24 protein-coding genes and 1 tRNA gene are annotated in these 21,923 nt (G+C 37.6%); 16 read left to right on the top strand and 9 right to left on the bottom strand.

Annotated elements, in window-relative coordinates; genetic code table 11:
- Entirely contained in the window at window positions 1-366 is a 366-nt protein-coding gene (locus CCAL5182_RS02070; RefSeq protein ID WP_169937887.1) for a DUF4810 domain-containing protein, read from the top strand.
- Window positions 363-1,025: a DUF799 domain-containing protein gene (locus tag CCAL5182_RS02065; RefSeq protein ID WP_336610133.1), complete on the top strand. Its 663-nt coding sequence runs from the start codon at window positions 363-365 to the stop codon at window positions 1,023-1,025. Before CCAL5182_RS02070 ends, CCAL5182_RS02065 begins: the two co-directional genes overlap by 4 nt.
- Window positions 1,026-1,049: 24 nt before the next feature.
- Here CCAL5182_RS02065 and CCAL5182_RS02060 read toward each other — a convergent pair whose 3' ends face one another.
- Window positions 1,050-1,409 (bottom strand): diacylglycerol kinase, encoded by a 360-nt coding sequence (locus CCAL5182_RS02060; protein ID WP_170015353.1) that lies wholly within the window; start codon window positions 1,407-1,409, stop codon window positions 1,050-1,052.
- A 124-nt stretch (window positions 1,410-1,533) separates the two neighbouring features.
- On the opposite strand from CCAL5182_RS02060, the gene CCAL5182_RS02055 reads away from it, so the two are divergent.
- Window positions 1,534-2,292 carry an exodeoxyribonuclease III gene (locus tag CCAL5182_RS02055; RefSeq protein WP_336610132.1) on the top strand — a complete coding sequence of 253 codons (759 nt, stop codon included), beginning with the start codon at window positions 1,534-1,536 and terminating at the stop codon, window positions 2,290-2,292.
- Window positions 2,293-2,317: 25 nt separating this feature from the next.
- Here the strand turns inward: CCAL5182_RS02055 and CCAL5182_RS02050 are convergent, their stop codons facing one another.
- On the bottom strand, window positions 2,318-2,875 hold the full coding sequence (locus CCAL5182_RS02050) for a manganese efflux pump MntP (protein WP_169972309.1): 558 nt from the start codon (window positions 2,873-2,875) through the stop codon (window positions 2,318-2,320).
- Window positions 2,876-2,955: 80 nt separating this feature from the next.
- On the opposite strand from CCAL5182_RS02050, the gene CCAL5182_RS02045 reads away from it, so the two are divergent.
- The 4 genes from CCAL5182_RS02045 to CCAL5182_RS02030 all read left to right on the top strand — a co-directional run bounded on the left by CCAL5182_RS02045 (window position 2,956) and on the right by CCAL5182_RS02030 (window position 6,304).
- Window positions 2,956-3,696: a DUF4197 domain-containing protein gene (locus tag CCAL5182_RS02045; RefSeq protein ID WP_336610131.1), complete on the top strand. Its 741-nt coding sequence runs from the start codon at window positions 2,956-2,958 to the stop codon at window positions 3,694-3,696.
- Window positions 3,697-3,728: 32 nt separating this feature from the next.
- Window positions 3,729-4,631, top strand: a complete 903-nt coding sequence (locus CCAL5182_RS02040) for a DMT family transporter (RefSeq protein WP_169972322.1) — start codon at window positions 3,729-3,731, stop codon at window positions 4,629-4,631.
- 133 nt (window positions 4,632-4,764) lie between these two features.
- Window positions 4,765-5,673: a DMT family transporter gene (locus tag CCAL5182_RS02035; RefSeq protein ID WP_336610130.1), complete on the top strand. Its 909-nt coding sequence runs from the start codon at window positions 4,765-4,767 to the stop codon at window positions 5,671-5,673.
- 76 nt (window positions 5,674-5,749) lie between these two features.
- Window positions 5,750-6,304, top strand: a complete 555-nt coding sequence (locus tag CCAL5182_RS02030; protein WP_265575487.1) for a type II secretion system protein — start codon at window positions 5,750-5,752, stop codon at window positions 6,302-6,304.
- Window positions 6,305-6,340: 36 nt separating this feature from the next.
- Here CCAL5182_RS02030 and CCAL5182_RS02025 read toward each other — a convergent pair whose 3' ends face one another.
- From CCAL5182_RS02025 to CCAL5182_RS02010, 4 genes are read right to left on the bottom strand one after another with little or no spacing between them, the layout of a single operon-like run.
- Complete coding sequence (locus tag CCAL5182_RS02025; protein WP_169937901.1) at window positions 6,341-7,147, bottom strand: metal ABC transporter permease; 807 nt, start codon at window positions 7,145-7,147, stop codon at window positions 6,341-6,343.
- Entirely contained in the window at window positions 7,140-7,964 is an 825-nt protein-coding gene (locus CCAL5182_RS02020) for a metal ABC transporter ATP-binding protein (RefSeq protein WP_336610129.1), read from the bottom strand. Before CCAL5182_RS02020 ends, CCAL5182_RS02025 begins: the two co-directional genes overlap by 8 nt.
- On the bottom strand, window positions 7,961-9,418 hold the full coding sequence (locus CCAL5182_RS02015) for a HoxN/HupN/NixA family nickel/cobalt transporter (RefSeq protein ID WP_336610128.1): 1,458 nt from the start codon (window positions 9,416-9,418) through the stop codon (window positions 7,961-7,963). The genes CCAL5182_RS02020 and CCAL5182_RS02015 overlap by 4 nt, the downstream gene beginning before the upstream one ends.
- A complete protein-coding gene (locus CCAL5182_RS02010) occupies window positions 9,419-10,279 on the bottom strand; it encodes a metal ABC transporter solute-binding protein, Zn/Mn family (RefSeq protein WP_169972305.1) in 861 nt (286 codons plus the stop codon).
- A 155-nt stretch (window positions 10,280-10,434) separates the two neighbouring features.
- On the opposite strand from CCAL5182_RS02010, the gene CCAL5182_RS02005 reads away from it, so the two are divergent.
- Entirely contained in the window at window positions 10,435-10,791 is a 357-nt protein-coding gene (locus CCAL5182_RS02005) for a Fur family transcriptional regulator (protein ID WP_169938041.1), read from the top strand.
- Here the strand turns inward: CCAL5182_RS02005 and CCAL5182_RS02000 are convergent, their stop codons facing one another.
- The gene (locus CCAL5182_RS02000; protein WP_169937909.1) at window positions 10,792-11,184 is read right to left on the bottom strand and encodes an acyl-CoA thioesterase; all 393 of its coding nucleotides are present in this window, start codon (window positions 11,182-11,184) and stop codon (window positions 10,792-10,794) included. It abuts the gene before it with no gap.
- A gap of 48 nt (window positions 11,185-11,232) precedes the next feature.
- Here CCAL5182_RS02000 and CCAL5182_RS01995 point away from each other — a divergent pair, with 48 nt between their 5' ends.
- Genes CCAL5182_RS01995 through CCAL5182_RS01985 form a run of 3 tightly spaced genes read left to right on the top strand, consistent with a single transcriptional unit; the run spans window position 11,233 to window position 15,292 of the window.
- Window positions 11,233-11,955 (top strand): class I SAM-dependent methyltransferase, encoded by a 723-nt coding sequence (locus tag CCAL5182_RS01995; protein WP_336610127.1) that lies wholly within the window; start codon window positions 11,233-11,235, stop codon window positions 11,953-11,955.
- Window positions 11,956-11,988: 33 nt separating this feature from the next.
- A complete protein-coding gene (locus CCAL5182_RS01990) occupies window positions 11,989-12,891 on the top strand; it encodes a cytochrome-c peroxidase (RefSeq protein ID WP_336610126.1) in 903 nt (300 codons plus the stop codon).
- Complete coding sequence (locus CCAL5182_RS01985; RefSeq protein WP_336610125.1) at window positions 12,872-15,292, top strand: bifunctional diguanylate cyclase/phosphodiesterase; 2,421 nt, start codon at window positions 12,872-12,874, stop codon at window positions 15,290-15,292. Before CCAL5182_RS01990 ends, CCAL5182_RS01985 begins: the two co-directional genes overlap by 20 nt.
- A 52-nt stretch (window positions 15,293-15,344) precedes the next feature.
- Here CCAL5182_RS01985 and CCAL5182_RS01980 read toward each other — a convergent pair.
- Window positions 15,345-15,419, bottom strand: a tRNA-Glu gene (locus CCAL5182_RS01980).
- Window positions 15,420-15,483: 64 nt separating this feature from the next.
- Here CCAL5182_RS01980 and CCAL5182_RS01975 point away from each other — a divergent pair.
- Genes CCAL5182_RS01975 through CCAL5182_RS01955 form a run of 5 tightly spaced genes read left to right on the top strand, consistent with a single transcriptional unit; the run spans window position 15,484 to window position 21,421 of the window.
- A complete protein-coding gene (locus tag CCAL5182_RS01975; protein ID WP_228026626.1) occupies window positions 15,484-15,963 on the top strand; it encodes a hypothetical protein in 480 nt (159 codons plus the stop codon).
- Entirely contained in the window at window positions 15,960-16,814 is an 855-nt protein-coding gene (gene nfo, locus CCAL5182_RS01970; RefSeq protein WP_169972302.1) for a deoxyribonuclease IV, read from the top strand. The genes CCAL5182_RS01975 and nfo overlap by 4 nt, the downstream gene beginning before the upstream one ends.
- Window positions 16,807-18,033 carry an OmpP1/FadL family transporter gene (locus CCAL5182_RS01965; protein ID WP_169937919.1) on the top strand — a complete coding sequence of 409 codons (1,227 nt, stop codon included), beginning with the start codon at window positions 16,807-16,809 and terminating at the stop codon, window positions 18,031-18,033. The genes nfo and CCAL5182_RS01965 overlap by 8 nt, the downstream gene beginning before the upstream one ends.
- A gap of 8 nt (window positions 18,034-18,041) precedes the next feature.
- A complete protein-coding gene (locus tag CCAL5182_RS01960) occupies window positions 18,042-19,691 on the top strand; it encodes a fatty acid--CoA ligase (protein WP_169937921.1) in 1,650 nt (549 codons plus the stop codon).
- Window positions 19,691-21,421: an ATP-binding protein gene (locus CCAL5182_RS01955; protein WP_336610124.1), complete on the top strand. Its 1,731-nt coding sequence runs from the start codon at window positions 19,691-19,693 to the stop codon at window positions 21,419-21,421. The genes CCAL5182_RS01960 and CCAL5182_RS01955 overlap by 1 nt, the downstream gene beginning before the upstream one ends.
- Window positions 21,422-21,429: 8 nt before the next feature.
- Here the strand turns inward: CCAL5182_RS01955 and CCAL5182_RS01950 are convergent, their stop codons facing one another.
- Entirely contained in the window at window positions 21,430-21,915 is a 486-nt protein-coding gene (locus tag CCAL5182_RS01950) for a GNAT family N-acetyltransferase (RefSeq protein WP_169937924.1), read from the bottom strand.
- Between the last annotated feature and the right edge of the window lie 8 nt (window positions 21,916-21,923).

Raw genomic sequence — 21,923 nt, 5'->3', positions numbered from 1 at the left:
ATGAGATATAAAATTTTATTAGTTGCGCTTTGCGCTTTTATATTTGCTGGTTGTGCTGGAGATAAGTCAAGCGCGCTTTACTACTGGGATGGCTCATATACAAGTGCCAACTACAAGTATCTAAGCGATGAGTATGACTTAAATGAGCAAATCTCTATGTTAAGAGATAGCGAGCAAAGAGCGTATGAGAAAGGCTTAAAAGTTCCTCCGGGGTTTTATGCTCATCTTGGTTTGCTTTATTCAAATTTAGGCAATATGCCTCAAGCTAAGGCGTATTTTCAAAAAGAAGTAGAGCTTTTCCCTGAGTCTAAAAGCTACATCGAGTTCTTGCTAACTCAAGACAAAACCACAAAGGCTAAAAAATGAAATTTTTAAATATATTATTTCTAGCGTTTATTGCGCTATTTTTTAGTGCTTGTGCTGCTTCAAAAGGTTATGACTACTCGAATTTCTTACAGACGAAGCCGCGCTCTATCTTGGTGCCTATGCCTACGAATGAAACAGCGGAGATCAAAGCTTCAGCAGCTGTTTTAGCACACTCTCTTGCGCCGTTGTCAGAGGCTGGATACTATGTATTTTCACCGGCTTTAGTAAATGACACTTTTAAGCATAACGGTATAACAGAGCCAAGTGAGATCGCTCAAATTCCTCTTAGTAAATTAAAGCAAATTTTTAACGCAGATGCGGTGCTTTACTTAAATGTATCACAATACGGCACCTCTTATCAGCTAATAAACAGCAAAACAGCCGTTGCCGTAGAGGCAAAGCTTGTTGATATAAATACAGCAAATACCCTTTGGGAAAGAACGGTTTTAGCACAACAAGACTCAGGTGGAGGTAGCGGCGGTTTGCTAGGCATACTGGTTTCGGCTGTTGTAAATCAGATAGTAAACAGTGTCGGTGACGCAGGATATGATATGTCGGCGCAAGCCATGATGATACTTTATGCACCCGATTGTTATGATTGTTTATTACGCGGACAATACTCTGCAAAATACATGCAAGACAAGCAGCTAACGCGCTAAGACTAAGCCGAGTTCTCGCTCGGCTTAAATTTTAGTTACCAACGCATATATAAAAAACCCACCACATAAAAAATTACATATCATAACAGCACTACTAGCGGCATCTTTTGCGCATTTTGCTAGAGGATGGATGTTTGGACTTGCAAGATCAACTACTCGTTCGATGGCTGAGTTTAAACACTCGCATACCAAAACCAAGGTCATTGAAAAGATAATGGCTAAATTTAAAATCAAGTCAAATTTCCAATAAAAAAGACTTAATCCAAGTGCCGTAAATACGACAAGCTCTAAGCGAAAGCTACTTTCGTTTGCGTAAATATCTTTAAATCCATCTATAGCATAGCTCCAGTTTTTAAAAAATTTATATTTTGGTTGATTTCTCATGCCAGGCCTCTTGTTTTATAAATAAATAAAACACAATAATACTATAAAATAAATTAAACCCGCCGCCTGATAAGCGTTAAAAGCTAAAATTTTTTTGCTATACTTCTTTTAAAAAGGATAAAATTTGAAACTTATTAGTTGGAATGTAAACGGACTTCGTGCCGTAACTGCAAAGGACGGTTTTTCGTGGCTTAACGAGCATGATCCTGATTTTCTAGGGCTTCAAGAGGTTAAGGTAAAAGAGACTGATATACCAAAAGAGATATATGCCTTAGGCTTTAATGAGATAAATATAAACTCTGCCCAGCGTGCCGGATACTCGGGCGTGATGAGTATGTCCAAATTTGATACAAGCACTTTTAAGTCGCAATTTTTCGAAGATAGTGAGGGGCGAGTTTTGGAACATCGCCTCGGTAATTTAGTGATCTTTAATATTTACTTTCCAAACGGGCAAAAAGATGAAATCCGCCTTGCTTATAAAATGGACTTTTATAGCAAATTTTTAAAGTATATAAACGAGCTTACGGCGGCCGGATATGATGTGATATTTTTTGGCGATGTTAATACCGCACACAAAGAGATAGATCTTAAAAATCCAAAGTCAAATTCCAAAACCTCTGGCTTTTTACCTATAGAAAGAGCTTGGATAGATGAGGTTATAAAAAGCGGCTTTATCGACACTTATCGACAAATTCATGGCGATAAAGAAGGGGCTTATTCGTGGTGGAGTTATAGATTTAACGCAAGAGCTAAAAATGTCGGTTGGAGGATTGATTATTTCTTTATTTCACAAAGCCTTAAAGATAGACTAAAAGACGCTTTTATATTAAGTGATATAGCAGGCAGCGACCATTGCCCAGTTGGCATCGAGATACAAATGTAAGGTTTTAGCTACGAGCATGGACTTATTAAAAGTTAAATCCATGATCAAGTAAGTGTGTTATCAAAATTTCACAGCCTAGAAAAATAAGTATCGCTCCGCCTAGCACCAGAGCTTTTGAGTGTAGATATGAGCCTATAAATTTTCCAATATAGCAAGCTATGATACAAAGCGCAAAGCAAAATATCCCGATGATAAGACAGGCACTTAAGATGTTGGTTTGTTCAAAACTAAAAGTTACGCCAACGGCTAGTGCGTCTATACTGGTTGCTATGGCACCTAAAAGTAGCTCTTTTAGGCTAAGTTTTTCTAAATTTTCATCGCACTCTTCACGGCTTTCTTTTATCATTTTTATGCCTAAAAACAGCAAAATTCCAAATGCTATAAAGTGATCTATGCCGGCGATAAAAGAGATGAAACTAAGCCCTAAAGTAAATCCTATCAAAGGCATTAATGCCTGAAATACTCCAAATACCGCAGAAATTCTAAGTATATGAGAAATGGATATTTGCGGGTTTTTGGCGCCGTTAATGATAGAAAGGGCAACAGCGTCCATAGCAAGGGCAATGGCTAGAAGAAATATCATTTTACACCTCTAAATTTAAAAGGGCTTATTGTATCTTAAAAAGCTTTTGGGTAAAATTAAAAATTTTAACAAGGACACAAATGAAAAGCAAACTTATACTCGCGCTTTGCGTTGCGCTAAACCTTAATGCGTTTGATATAACAAATGTCTTAAAACAAGGCGGAGAGATACTAAATAATTCAAATTCACAAGACTATAAAAGCCTTTTAAATGTAGCGATCTCAAAAGCTGTAGATGAGCTAAAGGGCGGTTTTATAAATAACGCTACAGCCAAGATCGACCTACCTCCGACTCTTAAAACGGCTGCAAATTTAGCTAAAAGCGTTGGCGGAGAAAAGTGGGCTAAAGATATGCAAACGAGCATAAACGAAGCCGCCACTCAAGCCGTCGCAGGTGCGGCACAGATTTTTACGGATAGTATCAAAAACATGAGCCAAAATGATGTTAAAACGCTTATACAAGGCGGAGATGACGCCATGACAGCCTATCTTGAAAAGAGCTCAAGCGCCAAATTAGAAAAAGTTTTTACTCCTATTATCGAAAAAATAATGAGTCAAAACAGCTTTGCAAACGCGTATAACGGACTAAATTCCTTCATCTCAAATACGGCTTCAAATTCTCAAACCGCAAAGGAGCTAAAAAGCTTAGCCTCAAATTTAGGAGCCGATAAGTACATACCGCAAGATGGCGAAAATTTAAACGAATACATCAGCAAAAAGACGCTTGAGGGCTTGTTTGCAGTTATGCGCGAAAAAGAGAGCGCACTTAGAGCCAACCCATTAAACGGGGGTAAAAAGCTACTTGATGGACTACTAAAATAAATTAAAGGCAAAATTTGACTACCGCAAGCGCAATAAAAGCAGATAGAAGAAAGGAATTTTACGCCGATTTTACCCTTGTTATTGTGGGTATCGTGTGGGGAGTTACCTTTTTGCCAATGGCAAAGGCTCTTGATACAAACGGCGTTTTTACTATACTTTTTTGGCGATTTCTTATCGCATTTGCGTTACTTTCGCTTATATCATTAAAATTTATAAAGAGGATCGATCCAAAAAGCATAAAATACGGCGCGATAGTGGGTGTGTTTTTATTTGCGGGATTTGCCCTGCAAACCTTTGCTCTTAAATACACTCTAAGCTCCACAGTTGCCTTTATAACGGGGCTTATCGTCATATTTGTTCCGTTTTTGATGTTTGTATTTTTTAGAACCAAAATTCGAGCCTACACATATATAGGAGCTAGTTTGGCTACGGTTGGGCTTTATATGCTTTGTGACGGTGAGCTTGGATTTGGACTTGGTGAGCTTTTAAGTTTGTTTTGTGCTTTTGCTTATGCGTTTGAAATCATGCTTGCCGGATATTTTGTTAAAAAATGCGAAATTTTTGTCATGGTTGCGACGGAATTTTTAGTAGTTTGCGCCCTATCTTTGATATGCGCCGTAATTTTTGAAGATACGCCTGTGCCCGTGCTTGATAGAGAATTTGTCGTTGCTGTCGGAGTAACGGCTACTTTGGCTACGGTTTTTGCATTTTTTGCACAAAATATAGCACAACGCTATACAACACCCGTTAAAACCGTGCTTATCTTAACTCTTGAGCCGGTTGTGGCAGGCTTTGTGGGGTATTTTTTCGGTGCGGAAATTTTAAGTTCATGGCAAATTTTAGGTGCATTTGTCATACTTGTGGGTATTTTAGCTAGCGAACTTGGTTCATACATAACTCCAAAGATAAGACGCAAAAGAGGCTTTGACGAGTAGTTAAATTTGATAAATTTTATGTAAAGTTCGTCTTTATGGGCTTTTCATGCACTTGGTTAAAATATTTTAAAGCATAATTAAATTATCATTTCATCTTTACAAAAATGTGATTTTAGTGAGATTAGGAGGAGATATGCTTAGAAATTTATCTACAAAAGAGACTTACGCGGACCTTGCTCTTATTGCTACGGCTATTGTTTGGGGTGCGACGTTTTTACCTATGGCTACCGCCACGCAGACAAATGGTGTTTTCACGCTACTTTTTTGGCGCTTTTTGATAGCTTGTTTTATCATGGCGTTTATAGCCTTTAAATTTGATAAGAAATTTGACATAAATAGCATTAAATACGGACTTATCCTTGGCGTGATACTATTTTTTGGATTTGCCTCACAAACCTTTGCTTTTAAATTTGCCCAAAGTGCAAATGTAGCGTTTATTAGTGGACTAAACGTAGTCATCGTTCCATTTGTGGTTTATGTTTTTTTTCGCGAAAGGATAAGCATATATGCCTATATCGGCGTTGCTTTAGGATGTATAGGGCTTTACTTTTTGAGCGATCCTAGTGTTAGCTTTGGCAAGGGAGAGGCTTTAAGTATAGTTTGTGCGTTTGCCTGGGCTTTTCACATCGTATTTACTAGCTTTTATGCTAAAAAATGCGAACTATTTATTCTTCTTGCGACACAGTTTGGTGTCATCATCGTGTTAAGTGCGATTTTTGCATTTGCTTTTGAAGATGGTATAACGCCGAATTTAGACTATGCTTTTTACAAAGCGATGGTGATATCTATCTTGTTTGCAACCATTTTTGGCTTCATCATGCAAGCAACCATGCTAAAGCTAACGACACCTGTAAAGGCCGCTCTTATCTTTACGCTTGAGCCTGTTTCTGCGGGAGTTTTGGGGTATTTTGCGGGTGGAGAGATGTTTGGTGTGTGGCAAATTTTGGGTGCGCTTATCATACTTGCAGGAATTTTAATCAGCGAGATAGGAACTATTTTACAAAAAAACTCTTGCGCTAAGATGCAAGCCGTACACGTGTAATGGATTTATTGTTAAAATATTGTTTTTTAGATATAATCCAAACTTATGTTCAAATTAAACAAATAGGAGGAAACCGATGAAAAGAGGTTTTACTATGATCGAGTTGATCTTCGTGATCGTTATACTTGGTATATTGGCTGCGGTAGCGGTGCCAAGACTTGCTGCGACTAGAGATGATGCCGAAGTGGCAAAAAGCTTAAATGAAATTTCAATGGCTGTTGGCGATATCACACAGTATTATGTAGCTAGAGGTGCTATAAGCACAAATATATCTGAGATGACAAACGTGCGTTTAACAGGTGCTTTTACTAACGATAATAATGTTCCAGGCGGCTCTGTTACTTATGATACAAGAAACGCATCTGGCACCAATTCAGCTTGTGTAACAATAGCGATAGAGGCCGTAACTGAAACAATCGCCGCAACTACTCCTGGTGGTCAGTCTACTACAAGAACTACAGGTTATGCCCTAACCTTAGCTCCTGTTACTGGTAATACAGGAACAATATGTCAAGCTATCCGTAATGCGGAGTCTTTCCAAAGGCTTGCTCATAATCAAAACAATAACGGAGCATATGATACTTCAACTAAAAAACAACACATGATAACCGGTGCAGGTGTAAAATTCTAATCCAAGCCCCTTTTGGGGCTTTCTTCTACTATTTTTCTATCCTCTAAAGCGTCTAAAAAATATACTAAATACAAAAAAACAAACCGAAGCCACAAGTATAATACTAGCTCCGCTAGTTAAATTTAACCAAAAGCTCAAAAATAGCCCTACAACGCAAAATACAGCCGAAAAGAGTGCGGAGATAAGCATCATAGAGCCAAGTCTGCTAGCAAGACCTTGCGCTATATAAGGCGGTATAGTAAGAAGAGCGATAACAAGTATAAGACCTACTACTCGTATGGTGGCTACCACGCAAAGTGCAGTCATGCAAACTAGGATATAGTAAAAAAGCTTTGTATTTACTCCGCGCAAGCTTGCAAATTCACTATCAAAACTAACCGCCACAAACTGACGGTAAAAAAGAACGATAACGGCGGTAAAAACCACACAGATAACACTCATAAAGTAAATATCCGTATCACTTACGGCTAGTATCGAGCCAAAAAGATAACTCATCAAATCAGAGCTATATCCAGGAGTAAGGTCTATAAATATAATACCTATCGCCATGCCAAATGCCCATATAGCCCCTATGACGGAGTCGATACGAGCCTTGTCGTTTAGGGTGATGGTTGCGATTATGAGAGCAAGCAAGAGCGAGAAAACCCCTGCTCCTAAAAGCGGCTCAAGCGAGAAGAAAAACGCTATGCCTATACCGCCATACGCTCCATGGGCTATGCCTCCTGCGATAAAAGTCATGCGATTTATCACGATAAGAGAGCCGATAAGACCACATATAATACTTACTAAAATTCCAGCCATCAAAGCATTTTGCATAAAATTTAAATTTAATACCTCAAGCATGAAAACCGCCTAAAATTTTATGTTTTGCAGGAGTGAATTTAATAGCGCTTGCATGTAGTGGGTCTTTGCATTCGCACTCACCAAGGGCTATCTCAACATCGCAAAAATGGCTATGAGAGCTGCTTAGGTGGTTTATAAATTCTTGTTTTTTAGCGCTTTTATCGATATCGTGGATATATAAATTTTTACTTACGTAAGCGACTTTTGTGGCAAAATTTAGCGTGATATTTAGGTCGTGGCTGATCAAAACTATGCCGGTTCCTTGGGAGTTTATGTTTTTTAATATATTATAAATTTCAGTTTGCCCTTTTGTATCGATACTTGCAGTCGGTTCGTCAAGCATTAAAATTTTAGCATTTGCGCAAAGCGCTCGCGCTATATAAGCACGTTGCCTTTGTCCTCCGCTAAGCTCTCCGATACGGCGATAGGCGAAGTCTTGCATGCCAACTTTTGTAAGGGCTTGCATGGCACTTTCTTTTTGGGCTTTTGTGTAAAAACCAAAAATTTTTTTATCGATAAGCCCCATCAAAACGACCTCTATAACGCACATCGGGAAGTTTGGGTTGGATATTAAATTTTGTGGAACATAGCCGATAAGCTTGCTTACTTCATGCGGAGCTTTGCCAAAGAGCTTTATCTCGCCGCTTTGAGGCTTTAAAAGCCCTAGCATAAGTTTAAGCAGGGTGCTTTTGCCTCCTCCGTTTGGCCCGATGATAGCTAAAAAGTCGTTACTGTTGTAGGTTAGGTTGATATTTTCAAGGACTACTTGATCGTCGTAGTTGAAATTTAAATTCGAAATTTCTATCGTATAACTCAAAATACACTCACTTGTAACACCGATGTAAAAAGCATAAAAAGCCCAAGACTAAACATAAACAAAAGCGCGATGAGTTCTGGATAAATTTTAAATTTTTCCAGCTTTTTAAACGCACCTTTGTTTACGGTCGCTCCAAAAACTGCCGCTATAAATATCACCGCACTCATGCCAAGAGCCATGAAAACCCCACTTAAAAACCCTAGAAGATAGCTTCCAAGCTCATAAGCTAGGATAAAAACAAGTATAGTCCCAGGGCAAGGAACTAGCGCAACCGCCGCCGAGATCAGCCACTCTTCGTAGGATTTTTTATCATCTTTTGTTAACGCACTGCAGACATGGCAACCGCAACCCGGCTTATGTGGACTAAATTTATAGTCGTGAGCATTTTTGCTTTTGGTGTAAAATTTGAGTTTATTATATATCATATAAAGTGAAATAGCAATGATAATAATCGCCGAAGCTATCGTAGTAAGTCGTGTGGCATCTTTGGTATATGTCGGGCTTATTTGCGAGATGCTAAAAAACATTATAAATACAAACAAAAACGCCCCAAGAACATGCATGAAGCCGATCTTTAAAGAAAATATCGCCGCTTTTGTGTAGCTACCGCCGGTTGCGGCAAAATACGAACTTGTAAGCATTTTGCCATGTCCTGCTCCAGCCGCATGTAAAAAGCCGTAAACAAACGAGCAAAACAGCATAAAAAATAACCCCGCGCTTGTGCGTGTTTCGTTGTTGTTTTTGATAAGCTCTTTAAGTCTATCAAGATAACTTAGTCCCGCTTTTGCGATGAAGTTAAATTTCTCTTCGTCTATACGGTCGATCTCTTCGTGTTCGTTTTGGTTTGTTACTATGGATTTTAAGGTCGGCTTGTCGTTGTGCGCTTTTGCCTCGTGTTTATTTGAGAGAGTGTAAAATGCGATGTTTGAATTTAGGTTGGGTATGACCCAAAAGCCGTCATTTATCTCGTAAGCATCGCTATCTATAAATTTAAAATGAAAATACTCCTCTTTATCTAGTATCTCAACAGATAGCACAAATCCCTCTTTAAGCGGTAGTTCACTCTTAAAAGATAGGTCAAATTTTAGCCTTCCTTCATCAAAATAAAGCTCATAATCTTTCAAATAAAGCTCAAATTTAACGGCATCAGTATCTTTTTCGTAGTATTCGACGTTTGTGAGATAGTGTCTTGGAACTAGATAGTCAAGTAAAAGCAGTCTTATCTCTCTTATCTCTTTTTTATCGATAATTTTGTCGGAGTTTATATCAAAATTTTGTCTCATCAGCTCTGAGAAATTTTCAGAAAAACTCCATGTAAAATTTACGCCTGTGATATTTGTCGAGTTTGTATCAAATTTTGTGCTAACATGCGCAGTCGGCGAGTAAAGGGAGCAAAGAGCGCACCCAAATGCGTTAATGCTAAAAAGTATAAGCACTAAGATGCGCGTCATCATTTACAGACTTTTGGCTAAAATTTCAGCCGTTTTTTTCATCTCTTCTTCCCATTCAAGCGGTAGTTGATCGATAGAAACGACATTAGCGTTTATTTGACTTGCTATAAGCTTTGCGGCTTTTTGCGAAAATTGTGGCGCAACAAAGATAACTTTTACGTTATGCTCTTTTGCTTCCTCGATAAGTTCTGCGATCTGAGCCGGCTTTGGCTCCTTGCCCTCGATCTCTATGGCGATTTGCTCTAGGTCATATCGGTGTGCAAAGTATCCCCAAGATGGATGATAGACTATAAATTTACGGTTTTTAGTATCTTTTAAAAGGTCTGAAATTTTCTTATCAAGCGCGTCTAGCTTAGCTTGAAATTTGGCTAAATTTTGCTCATAAAGCTCTTTGTTTTGCGGGAAAGTTTCCAATAGAACTTTTGCTATATTGTTAGCTTGCGCCTTTACAAGCACGGGATCAAGCCAGATATGCGGGTCAAGTCCGCCGTGATCGTGGTCGCAGTGTGGACCATGTTCGTGATGGTGCTCGTGTTCGTTTACCATGGAGATCTTTTTGATACCTTCATCGGTGTGGGCTATCTTTAAATTTTTAAATGTTTTAGTAAATCTTTTTAGCCAAACTTCTTCAAATTCCGTTCCGACGGCAAAATAAATTTCGCTTTTTTCAAGCTCTTGCATCTGCTTTGGTTTTGGCTCGTAAGTGTGTGGATCGGCTCCTTTACTAACCATGACATTTACCGTAACGGTATCTTGAGCGATTTGTTCGATGAAGTATTTTGTAGGTAAAATACTTGCCGTAACTATCGGTTTTGCAAACAGTGCGATTGCACTTAACATTAAGAAAGTGAAAATCTTTTTCATGTCATCTCCTAAAAAATAATTCGCAAAGTCTAGCAAAATGCAACTAAGTTGCAACTTAAATGCCAAAATAGCGCGAATTTTATCTTAACTTTTGAAATTTATATTAAATTTACTCTTTTTGGCGTAATATGAAAGCAAAATTTAAAAGGCTAATCGTGCAAGCAGAAAATATTTTACAAGAACACGGAGTAAAACCGACCGTTCTTCGCGTTAGGATAGTAGAAATTTTAAAAGCAAGCCAAACTCCGCTTAGTTATGATGAGATACTACAAAATTTAGACGCAAATAAAACCACTTTTTATCGCAGTATGCAACTTTTTGAAGAGCACGGGCTTATAATTAGAACTGAAAATAACCACAAAAGCTATTATGAATTAGCAGACGGTGCGAAAGCGTATTTTATATGCGATATTTGCCACAAAGTAACAAATATCGAAGTGCCTATGCCAAAAGAGGCAAAGGTGGTAAAAAGCGCCGTTATAAAGGGGATTTGCGGCGAGTGTGAGGCTTAATCACTCATAAAGTTTTAAAATTTCTTGCGGTATGGCTTTTGGACGGCTCTTTTGCGGATCAAAATAAACAAAACAAGTCTTTGCCGTAGCAAAAATTTCGCCGTCTTTTTTAAATTCGAAAAATCTAACCGAACTCGCACGCTTTAAAGCCTGCGTCCAGGTATAAATTTCTATCTTATCACCAAGCTTGACAGGAGCGATATATGAGGCCTCGTTTGTCGTGATAAGCCAAACCCCGTTTCGCTCTTTTTGCGCCTCTATCGTATCGCCGACCGTGTTTGAGTGTGCAAAAGCCGCCTCTTGCATAAGTATGAAATAATACGTGTTGTTCATGTGTCCGTGCATGTCGATGGCTTGCGGGGGAACTGTGGTTTTATATATAAATTCTTTCATTTTGTCGCCCTTTTTTGCTAAAATTATATCAAAAATTTGGAGTATGACATGAAAAACATGTGGGATAAAAAAGCGAATAATTATCAACGATATAATGGGAAACTCGGTGAATTTCAAGCTAAATTTTTTGAAGTTTTGCATAATTACGGTATAAATTTCACAGATAAAACACTTGTTGATATAGGTTGCGGAACGGGAGTTTATACGCTTTACTTAGCTACAAAATGTGCTCACATAACAGGGGTTGATAACTCACGGGGTATGCTTGAAATTTTAAAAGAGGATGCGGATAAATTTGACATCAAAAACCTTAGCCTCATTTGTAAGCCTTGGAGTGAGTTTAAAAGTGATAAGAGCTATGACATCGTATTTTGCACGATGAGTCCTGCGATACAAAGCGAGGCTGATTTTGCCAAATTTAACACCCTTGGTAATGAAAAAATTTATCTTGGTTGGGCAAAACCTAGAAGCTCTGATTTGCTTGAGCCGTTTTTTGAAAAATATGGAAGAAAAACCACAAATTTTATAGTTGCAAATAAGCTCAAGTCATGGCTTGAAGCACAAAATATAAAATTTAAACATGAAATTTTAAGTGAAACCAGACTTGTAACTAGAAAATTTGATCAAGCTTTTGAAAATATCTGCTGGCATCTTGAGATAAATGAACTTGTGTATGATAAAAACGAAGTTTACGTTATGCTTGAAAAAATGTGCAAAAACGGTGAAATAAATGAAAAAATCGACTCTTTAATGAGTGTTTTTGTATTTTAAAGGTATAATGGCGGCTAACTTTTTGGAGAAAGCATGAGAAAAATTTTTTTACTAATGTTTTTTATGGTGTCTATTTTTGCAGATAGCCTATCATTTTCGCCACTTGTAAAAGTAGAATACGACAAAGAAAAAGCCATGCTTGGCAAAAAGTTATTTTTCGACAAGCGCATAAGCAGAAGCGGAACTTTGTCTTGCGAAAGTTGCCATAACCTCTACTGGGATCTAAGCGGCACGAGCAGGGAGCGTCCGCAAAAGGGCATGCTAAATCCTATAAGCGTTTTAAACGCAGCCTTTACTTATATATTTTACAGTGATGGACGAAAGCGAGATATATACGATCAAGTCGTTGAGTCTATCACTTCGAGATCAGAACTAAATTCAGATGAAGACCAGATAATGAATGTCTTAGACTCTATACCGGAGTATAGAATTTTATTTAGAAAAGTCTATGAAGATGATATAAAATTTAAATACATCGTAGACTCAATAGTCGAATTTGAAAAATCCGTCTCAAACGTAAATTCAAGATTTGATAAATATCTGTTAGGTGATAGCAGGGCGCTTAATAGCGAAGAAAAACGGGGATTTGAGCTTTTTCAAAAGATAGGTTGCATGGCATGCCATAACGGTAAAAATTTAGGTTCAAATTTACTTCAGGATACGGATTTTCATAAACATGCTAACTCGTGTGTCATAAACGCGGATGAAAAATCAAACAAAAGACTTCATAAAGTGCCTTCTCTAAGAAATATCGCTAGAACCGCTCCGTATCTATATGACGGAAGTATAGAAGATCTGCGTGATGTTATAAGGATGGTAAGCCATCATCAACTACAATACACGATAAACAAGGAAGAGTTAGATAGTATATATAGCTTTTTGTTATCGTTGGATGGGGAAGTCCCAAGGATAATCAATGACTCCGCATCTAATTAAATTTTTAACATCTTTAATAACAATAATATTTTTAATATGCTCGTTTAACCTATATAAACTAAACCAAGTTTCTGTTGTAAATGATAAAATAAGCTCTGAAATTTTAAATTTAAAGCTTATAAATAAAGACATAGACAATGGCTTGGAGCATAATATCTTCTCGTCAAGTCTGGATAAACTAAACGACGATATCAAGAAATTTAGCACCGCACTTACAGCACTAAAAGAGATAAATACAAAAACTCTTTCAACAGGTTTTTACGATCTTTCGGCAAAGATAGAGGGGCTTGATGAGCTTTATTTGCAAAAACAACTTTTGATAGATAAGTCAAACTATATCAGCTCAAGCATAATGTCTTTTATCTATATCGGCGAGCATGAGGCTAAAAAATACGAACTTCAAGACTTTAACTCATTGTTTTTAAAACTAAGAAGTATAATCGCATTTAATGCCGAAAAGCCAAAGTCGATAGAGGCTGATATTGATCTATTTTTTAGCATGTTCCCAAAAGATCAAAACATACTCAAAATGATAAATAGTGCCAAATACGCACTTAACCTATCTTACGAACTAGATGAAATTTTAAATAAAAACAATGAGCTAAAGCTAAATAAATTTATAGATGATTTTGAAAAAGAGCATATCGAGTGGAGACAAAGCTCGCTAGAGCGCTTTGAAAGACTTCAGGTTGCTACGTTTATAATGTTTTTTATCCTTTTGGGATTTATCATACGTCAATTAAGGCGTATCGAAAACGACGAAAGAAGTATAAGAATTTTAAAAACAACTATCGATAACGATCACAGCTCTATCGTTCATACCGACCATAACAACCGCATACTTTACGTAAATAAAACATTTGAAGATACGACCGGTTATGCCTTTAAAGAGGTTAAAGGCAAGGATCCAAATTTACTAAAATCATACATGCACACACCAGAAATTTACGACTCGATTAAAAATTCGGTCACAAAGGCACTTCCTTGGGAGACCGAAGAGCTGATAAGCAGATGTAAAGACGGTTCGCTTGTGTATGAAAAGGCTAAATTTATACCGTTTTTCTTTAAGTCTAAGCACGAAGGTTTTATTGCTATAAAGCTTGATAGAACGCGTGAAACTAGAGTCTTAAATGAACTTACGATAAAAAATGAGCAGGTAAAGGCACAGTCTGCCGTGGATAAATTAACAGGCTTTGGTAACTATTTCGCACTAACGGAAAAACTAGAAGCAGGTAAAGACGGAATGCTCGTTTGCATCAGCGTTAGAAACTTTAAAATGCTGAGGTTTTTTTACCAAACAAAGATCATAGACGCAATGCTTAAAGCTCTTGCTAACACGCTTAAGCTTTGCGTTGATACTTCCAAGATAAACGCAGAGTTGTTCCGCTTTCAAGATGATGCGTTTTATATTTGGTACTACGGCGATACTATTGTTAGAGATATCGAGCTTATAAAGGATTATTTTGATTTTAACAAGATCGATGTCGTAGTAGACGGCAAAACCGAAACCTTGCCAGGACCAAAAATCGTCATAGGTGTTTCGCTCGCCGCCGATACGGTGCAGACAAACCGCTTGATGCAAGCCGTGCTAGCCAACCAACAAGCGCTTAATCTAGGAACTGATGTTTATTACTATCAAGAAAACGACGCGATCGAGATACAATACTATAAAAACCAGTTGATAACTCAATTTATCGAGTATGCACTTGAAAATAACATGGTTATAGTAGAATGTCAAGGCATATATGATATATCACAAGATGAAAAAGAGCCGAAATTTTATGAAGTCTTGGTTCGTATAGTGGATCAAAGCGGTAAAATTCGCTATCCGGGAGAGTTTTTGGAAGTTGCTATGCAGACGCAACTTTATGTGCAAATCACAAAAAAAGTTATACTCCACGCATTTTCGCTTGTCGAGCGTTACCCGGAGTATACGTTCTCCGTGAATTTATCAAGCTCGGATATCGCCGATGTATCAGTGCGCGAGCTACTTGAAGAGAAGTTAAAACTTTGCTCTAACCCTAGCCACATTTGCTTTGAGATGCTTGAGAGTGAAGAGATTAGCGACTATGCGACGGTAAATTTATTTATCAAGCGCGTAAAAAGTTATGGTTGTAAAATTTCTATCGACGACTTTGGCTCAGGATACTCAAACTACTACCGAATTTTAGAGCTTGATATAGATAATATCAAAATCGACGGCTCTATCATCAAAAAACTTCCGTTTGATCAAAATGCAAGGGTTTTGGTCGAAACTATCGTGAGCTTTGCAAGCAAACAAGGCTATAAAATAGTAGCTGAATTTGTAAGCACGCCTGAAATTTTAGAACAAGTTAAATTTTTTGGCATCAAGTATGGACAGGGATTTTTCTTAGGAAAACCAAAGCCTATGGACTTTTAATTGAAATAAAGTTTTATAAAGATATTTAAAATTTGGAAGTAAAGTTAAGAAGTGGTGACCCATACGAGACTCGAACTCGTGTTACCGCCGTGAAAGGGCGATGTCCTAACCGCTAGACGAATGGGCCATCCGTCGGTTTGAAGTTGGGATTATATATCAAATTTACTTAAAATAAAATAAAAGGATTATTTTTGAATAAAATTTATTTAAAATTTCTATTTTTGTCTATTTTTTGCATCGTCTTTTTTGGCTGTGCTACCTTAAATCCGCAAAGATCGGACGCATTACAAGTTACCATAATCTCACCCATGTTGAAGATAAATGACACAGGATTTTTGCATGCATATAAAAATAGCTTAAATTTGCAAATTTATAGTATTGGAGTTAATAGCGCAAACATCAAAATAAACTCTCAAATTTGTGTAAATCGTGCTTGCTATGATAAGTTGGAATTTAATAGAAAATTCTTTTTGCAAGAGCATTATGAAAATTTTCTTAGTGATATCTTGCAAAAAAAGCATATTTATAATTCCAAAGGTGTAATACAGACTTCATGTGGATTTGACCAAAATATAAGCAATAATTCAATAAAATATGAAGTTTGTGACAACTATGTTAAATTTATAGATACACAAAATAAGGTAAAAATCATAATCAAAGAGTTAAAATGAGATATATCGGAGCGCATGTCAGCAGTAGCGGAGGAGTTGAAAATGCGCCTCTAAATGCAGCAAAGATCGGTGCAAACGCTTTTGCACTTTTTGTTAAAAATCAGCGCCAATGGAGTGCAAAACCACTTGAAGACAAAAGCATAAAAGCCTTTAAGCAAAATTGTATCGACGCCGGAATTTTACCCAAGCACATCCTACCTCACGATAGTTACCTTATAAATTTAGGTCATTTTGATGATACAAAAAGAGAGCAGAGTTTTAATGCCTTCATGGACGAGATCGAACGTGTCGAGCAACTTGGCCTTGAGCTTTTAAATTTTCATCCAGGCTCTCATCTAAAAGAGATAAGTGAAAACGAGTGCTTAAGTCTTATCGCAGAGTGTATGAATGAGGCTATAAGACGCAGTAAAAATGTCAAACTTGTCATAGAAAACACCGCCGGTCAGGGTTCAAATTTGGGTTATAAATTTGAACATTTGGCGTTTTTGATAGAGCGTATAAATGATAAAAGCAGGGTTGGGGTTTGTCTTGATACCTGTCACACATTTGCCGCAGGCTATGATCTAAGAACGCCCGAGGCATATAAAAAAACAATGGATGAGTTTGATAATATCGTTGGATATGATTTTTTATCAGCCATGCATTTAAACGACTCTAAATTTGACCTTGCGTGCAAAAAAGACCGCCATGAAAGCCTTGGAAAGGGCTTTTTAGGCATGAGCGCTTTTGATAATATCATAAATGATGAGCGCATAGAGGATATTCCGCTTATTCTTGAAACTATTGATGAGAGTATTTGGAAAGACGAGATAGAAATTTTAAGAAATTTACAAAAGGATAGAAATGTTTAAAAAAGGTGCGTTAGGCGTTGTTGTAGCTAGTACTTTGCTTTACGGCGGAGCATATAAAATTCCCGAGCAAAGTTCTGACTCACTTGGCCTTTTAGCTAGTAACGTTGCGATGAGTTTTGGTGCGGATGCCGCGTATTTTAACCCGGCAAATATGATGTTTTTAGACCCTAGACATAATTTTGAAAACACGGTTGGCTGGTTTCATACCGGCGAAGTAGGGCTTAATACAAACGATGGAAAATCATATCGCTCAAGAAATTTTGACTCTCTTGCAACCACTTTTAACTTCGTATCGCCGGAATATTATGAAAACTGGCGTTTTGGTTTAGCTCTTGCCGTTCCTGCGGCTCTTGGCATGGGCTGGGATGATCCTGCTACCGCATTTAGCGCGCATAGGTTTAAACTTCAAGTTGTTGAGCTAAATCCGACCGTTGCTCATCGTATAAATGATCAGTTAGCTGTTGCAGTGGGCTTAAGAGCTGTTTATAGTAAAGGCAGAGTAGCAAACGACTATGGTGCTCTTGGAAAAAGGGAGCTTACGGGCGATAGTATAGATGGTGGTTATAATGCCGCGATAACATATAGACCTATCCCGAATTTATCATTTGCCGCGACTTACCGCTCAAAAGTAGATCTTACTATAAACGGTGATGCCGACGGTAAATTTGCAAACCCTGCCGCAAATTATAATGGTTATGTAAAGGTGGAAATTCCACTGCCTGCGCAACTTGTTTTAGCTACGGCGTATAAACACGAAGACCTTACATTACTTCTAGCTCTTGAGAGGACTTATTGGTCAAGTTTTAAGGGTTATGACTTTAATTATCCCGACGGAGCCTATAAAAGTAATCCATTTTTTGCAAATTTAATGGACAGACCAAGCACAAGAAAGTATAGAGATACTAATACTTACCGCGTTGGCGTGGCTTATGACGCAACCGATAAAATAAGACTAATGTTTGGTTTTGCTCACGATCAAGATGTTGCAAAACCGCAAGAAACAGGACTTGAGCTGCCAAACACAACCTCAAGGGCGTATTCGTTTGGTATAAATTATAAAATATCAGATAACTGCGAGATAGCACTTGGCTATGTTTATCAAGATAGAAGCTCAAAAAATGTCGTAGGAGTGCCAACAGGTCTTGGAACTACGGCTTCGGGTAAGATCGATAGAGCCGATGTTCAGATCGTAGGAACAAGTTTAAAATATAAATTCTAGGTGCAACCATGATGTATAAGTATCAAAATCTTTATAAAATTTTAATTGATGCCGCAAAGGATTATCCAAGAGCGGTGGCGATATTTGATGATAAGGATAAGCTAAGATACGGTGAGCTTAAAGCCTGTGTGGATAAAGTCGGAGCATATTTGCAAGCCGTAGGGATCGGTTTTGGAGATAGAGTAGCGATGTGTGTGAGCAACTCGCAAGAATTTATCATCTCGTATTTGGCTATCACTGCTATCGGTGCGGTTGCCGTGCCTATGAATACATTCTTAAAAAATGAAGAATTTAGCTATATTTTAAAAGATTGTGATGCTAAAATACTTATCGCTTCAAGTTCTTTAAGCAAAGAGCTTATCAAACTAAACGAGCTTGAAAGCCTTAAAAAGATAATTTGGATAGGCGAGATACCAAAGGCTCTGCAAAATACAAGCAGTTATGAGGGCATGGATGAGGAGCTTGGCGAGAGTGTATATCTTGATGTAAATCTCCATCCTAGCACAAGCCCTAGCCTTTACTCTAAAAGCACAAGAAATGTTAAATTTAACGATATGCTAGATCACAAATACCTCCTAAGTATACCAAAGTCCCCGACATTAAACGATATAGTCCATATCATCTACACTTCCGGAACTACTGGCAAGCCAAAGGGTGCGATGATAAATTATAGAAATATATTTTCAAATTTAGAGGGCGCCCATAGTCGTTTTGTCGTTAAGAAAAACGATAGATTTATTGTATTTTTACCGATGTTTCATAGCTTTACGCTAACAGCTACGATACTTTTACCTCTATATACCGGCGCATCTATGGTGCTTGTAAAGTCAGTTTTTCCGTTTTCAAATGTGCTTAAACAGACATTATTTAAAAGAGTTAGCGTGTTTTTGGGAATTCCTGCCATCTATACCGCCATCGGCAAGGCTAAAATCCCTTGGTATTTTCGCTGGTTTAACCGCATTCGTCTATTTGTTAGCGGAGCAGCTCCTCTTGCAAAACAAACTATCGACGACTTTAAGTTAAAATTCCCTCGCGCAACACTGGTTGAAGGATACGGTCTTAGCGAGTGTTCTCCGATAGTTGCGGCAAATTTATTTGATAAACAAAAGCCTATGAGCGTTGGTCTGCCGCTTGATGGGTATGAGGTAAAGATCGTAAATGACGAGATGATGGAGCTTCCTGTGGGCGAGATCGGCGAGATCATTGTTAGGGGTGATTGTGTTATGCAAGGATATCTTGGGTTGCCAACAGCAAATGATGAGACGATACTAAACGGCTGGTTGCGCACTGGAGATCTTGGTAAGGTTGATGACGAGGGCTTTATCTATATAGTCGATCGCAAAAAAGATCTTATCATATCAAAGGGTATAAATATCTATCCACGTGAGATCGAAGAGGTGCTTTATAAACTAGACGAAGTTGAGGCGGCAGCTGTTATAGGCGTTAGAGACACTCATGCAGATGAGGAAGTTGTGGCATTTATCCAGTTAAAAGATGGCATGGACCTTGATGAAAAAGCGGTTCGAGCGTATCTTAAAAAACACCTTGCGAATTTTAAAATACCTAAGAACATCTACTTTGCCGAAGAGCTTCCTAGAAATGCTACTGGCAAGGTGTTAAAACGCGTTTTAAAAGAGCAGATAAAGGATAAAATTTAGTGCAGTATTTGCTTGATTTTCTTAATTCCGACATTAAAAAAAGTAAAATTTATACTCTTATAAAGTGTAATATCGACGAAGCTAAAATTCTAAGACATTTAAGTAGAATTTATATAGACGGTATAGCTAGCATTAGCGTATATGACGTGCTTTGCGCTGTTTATACGTCTGAGAGTTTTAAACATCTCGAACATCTTAAAGATATAAAGTCACTACTGGATTATGGTTGGATAGCACAAAGTTATAGTATATTTAAAAGCTCGGAAAATATAACAAAAACAAATCACATAAATTTGCTATCTTTGCTTCACTGTGAAATTTCACTTTCGCCGTCGTTTTTAAAAATTTTACAAGATGGAAATATCAGCATAGAACTTCCAAGTCAAAGTGCGTATGAAGATCATTTAGAATATCTAAAAGATCAGTTCTTGCGTATAGAGCTTTATGCTAAAATTTCAATGTTTCAAAACGAAGCCAAAGATGCAAAAATCCGCATAAAACAGCAGATAGGCGAGCTTGAGATCCGTATAAAAGAGCGCATGGAACTTAGCAAAACACCTATAAAAATAGAGCAAATTTTTAAAGAAAATGCACTTGAACCAAAAGAACAGTTGATATTTTTAGCTCTTTTAAAAGAGGAGTATGCAGGGGATTTTGAAAACGGTCGCGACCTAAATACACTCATGAATCTCGTAAGTGACAATGAATTTGAACGTATAAAAAACAGATCTTTGCTCGAAGAGGGCGCAAGGCTTATCGAAAACGGCTTGATAGAGTATGATGAGGTATTAAACGCCTTTGGCAATGTTAGTAGAAATTTCTTTATCAACGAAGAGATTTTGCAAAGCATAATGCACCCGCAAAGCGAAAAAGTAAGCAAAAAACTTAAGCTTGAAAGTCTTGTAAAAGAGCAAGAAATTTTTGAACTCATAGAGCCAAGCTCAAGCATAGACGATGTTGTGTTAAGTGACAATACCAAAGAGCTTCTTAGTGCTATACTAAAACAACTTGATAAAAAAGTCCTTGCAAGGCTTTCTAGTTGGGGCATAAAAACTCGTCGCGGCATAGACGCTAAGATCGTATTTTACGGAGAGCCCGGCACCGGTAAAACCATGAGTGCGATGGGGCTTGCAAAAAGCCTTAAGAAGCAGATCTTAAGTTTTGACTGCTCTAAAATTTTAAGTAAATATGTTGGCGAAAGCGAACAAAATGTTAGAAAAATTTTTGACACATACAAAGAAATTTGCAAAAAAAGCAAGAGTGAGCCCGTGTTGCTTTTAAATGAGGCTGACCAGTTTTTAAGCGCACGTGTAGAAAGCGGTAGCGGAACCGAAAAAATGTATAACCAAATGCAAAATATATTTTTAGAGCAGATTGAGAGATTTGAAGGTGTTTTGATAGCTACGACAAATTTTTTGCAAAGCTTTGATAGTGCGTTTTCAAGAAGATTTGACTATAAGATAGAATTTAAAAAGCCTGATTTTAAAGCTAGACTTACCATTTGGCGTAAAATTTTACCCGAAAATGCAAGCTTTGAAGAGAATTTTGATATAGAAAAATTAGCGGAGTTTAATTTAAGCGGCGCGCAAATCGTTCTAGTATTAAAAAACACAGCACTAAAAGTCGCAGCTAGAGATGATGGAATTTTTACCTTTAACGACTTTAAAACAACAATTGATCGTGAGCTAAGTTCGGCATTTGGCGAAGATAAAAAAGTAGGACTTTTATAGCCTTACTTTTATACTCTTTTGCCCATTATCAAAACATCGGCGATAAATTCTTGCATGTCGCAAACTTGTGGCAGTAGTCCAAATTTTTCAAAGCCAAATTTATTAAAAAGCGAGATGCTTGGTTTATTGTGAGCGAAGATAAGGGCTAAGATAGTTTTTATGCCAAGGCTTGGAGCGATATCAAGCATAAAAGCAAGTAGCTTTGAGCCAATTCCTGATTGCCTAGCATTTTTGTCAACATAAATGCTAATTTCCGCGGTTATATCATAGGCAGACCTCTTGTAAAAGTCGCTAAAGCTTCCCCACGCAACAACGCTGTTTTCAAGCTTTAGGACAAATATCGGACGAGTTTTAGAGTGCGCGTCAAACCACTCTTGGCGCGAAGCTATACTAACGGGAGTTAGGTCGGCAGTTGCATTTTTGGTGGCTATATTTTGGTTGTAAATTTCCGTTATCTTTGCCAAGTCATCTTGTGTTGCGTGCAAAATTTCCATATTTTTTC

The sequence above is a fragment of the Campylobacter sp. 7477a genome (genome assembly GCF_014892335.1).
Lineage (GTDB): Bacteria > Campylobacterota > Campylobacteria > Campylobacterales > Campylobacteraceae > Campylobacter_A > Campylobacter_A californiensis.
Note: the sequence above shows the minus strand (reverse complement) of the source record. Positions and strands in the feature narration are given on the sequence as shown.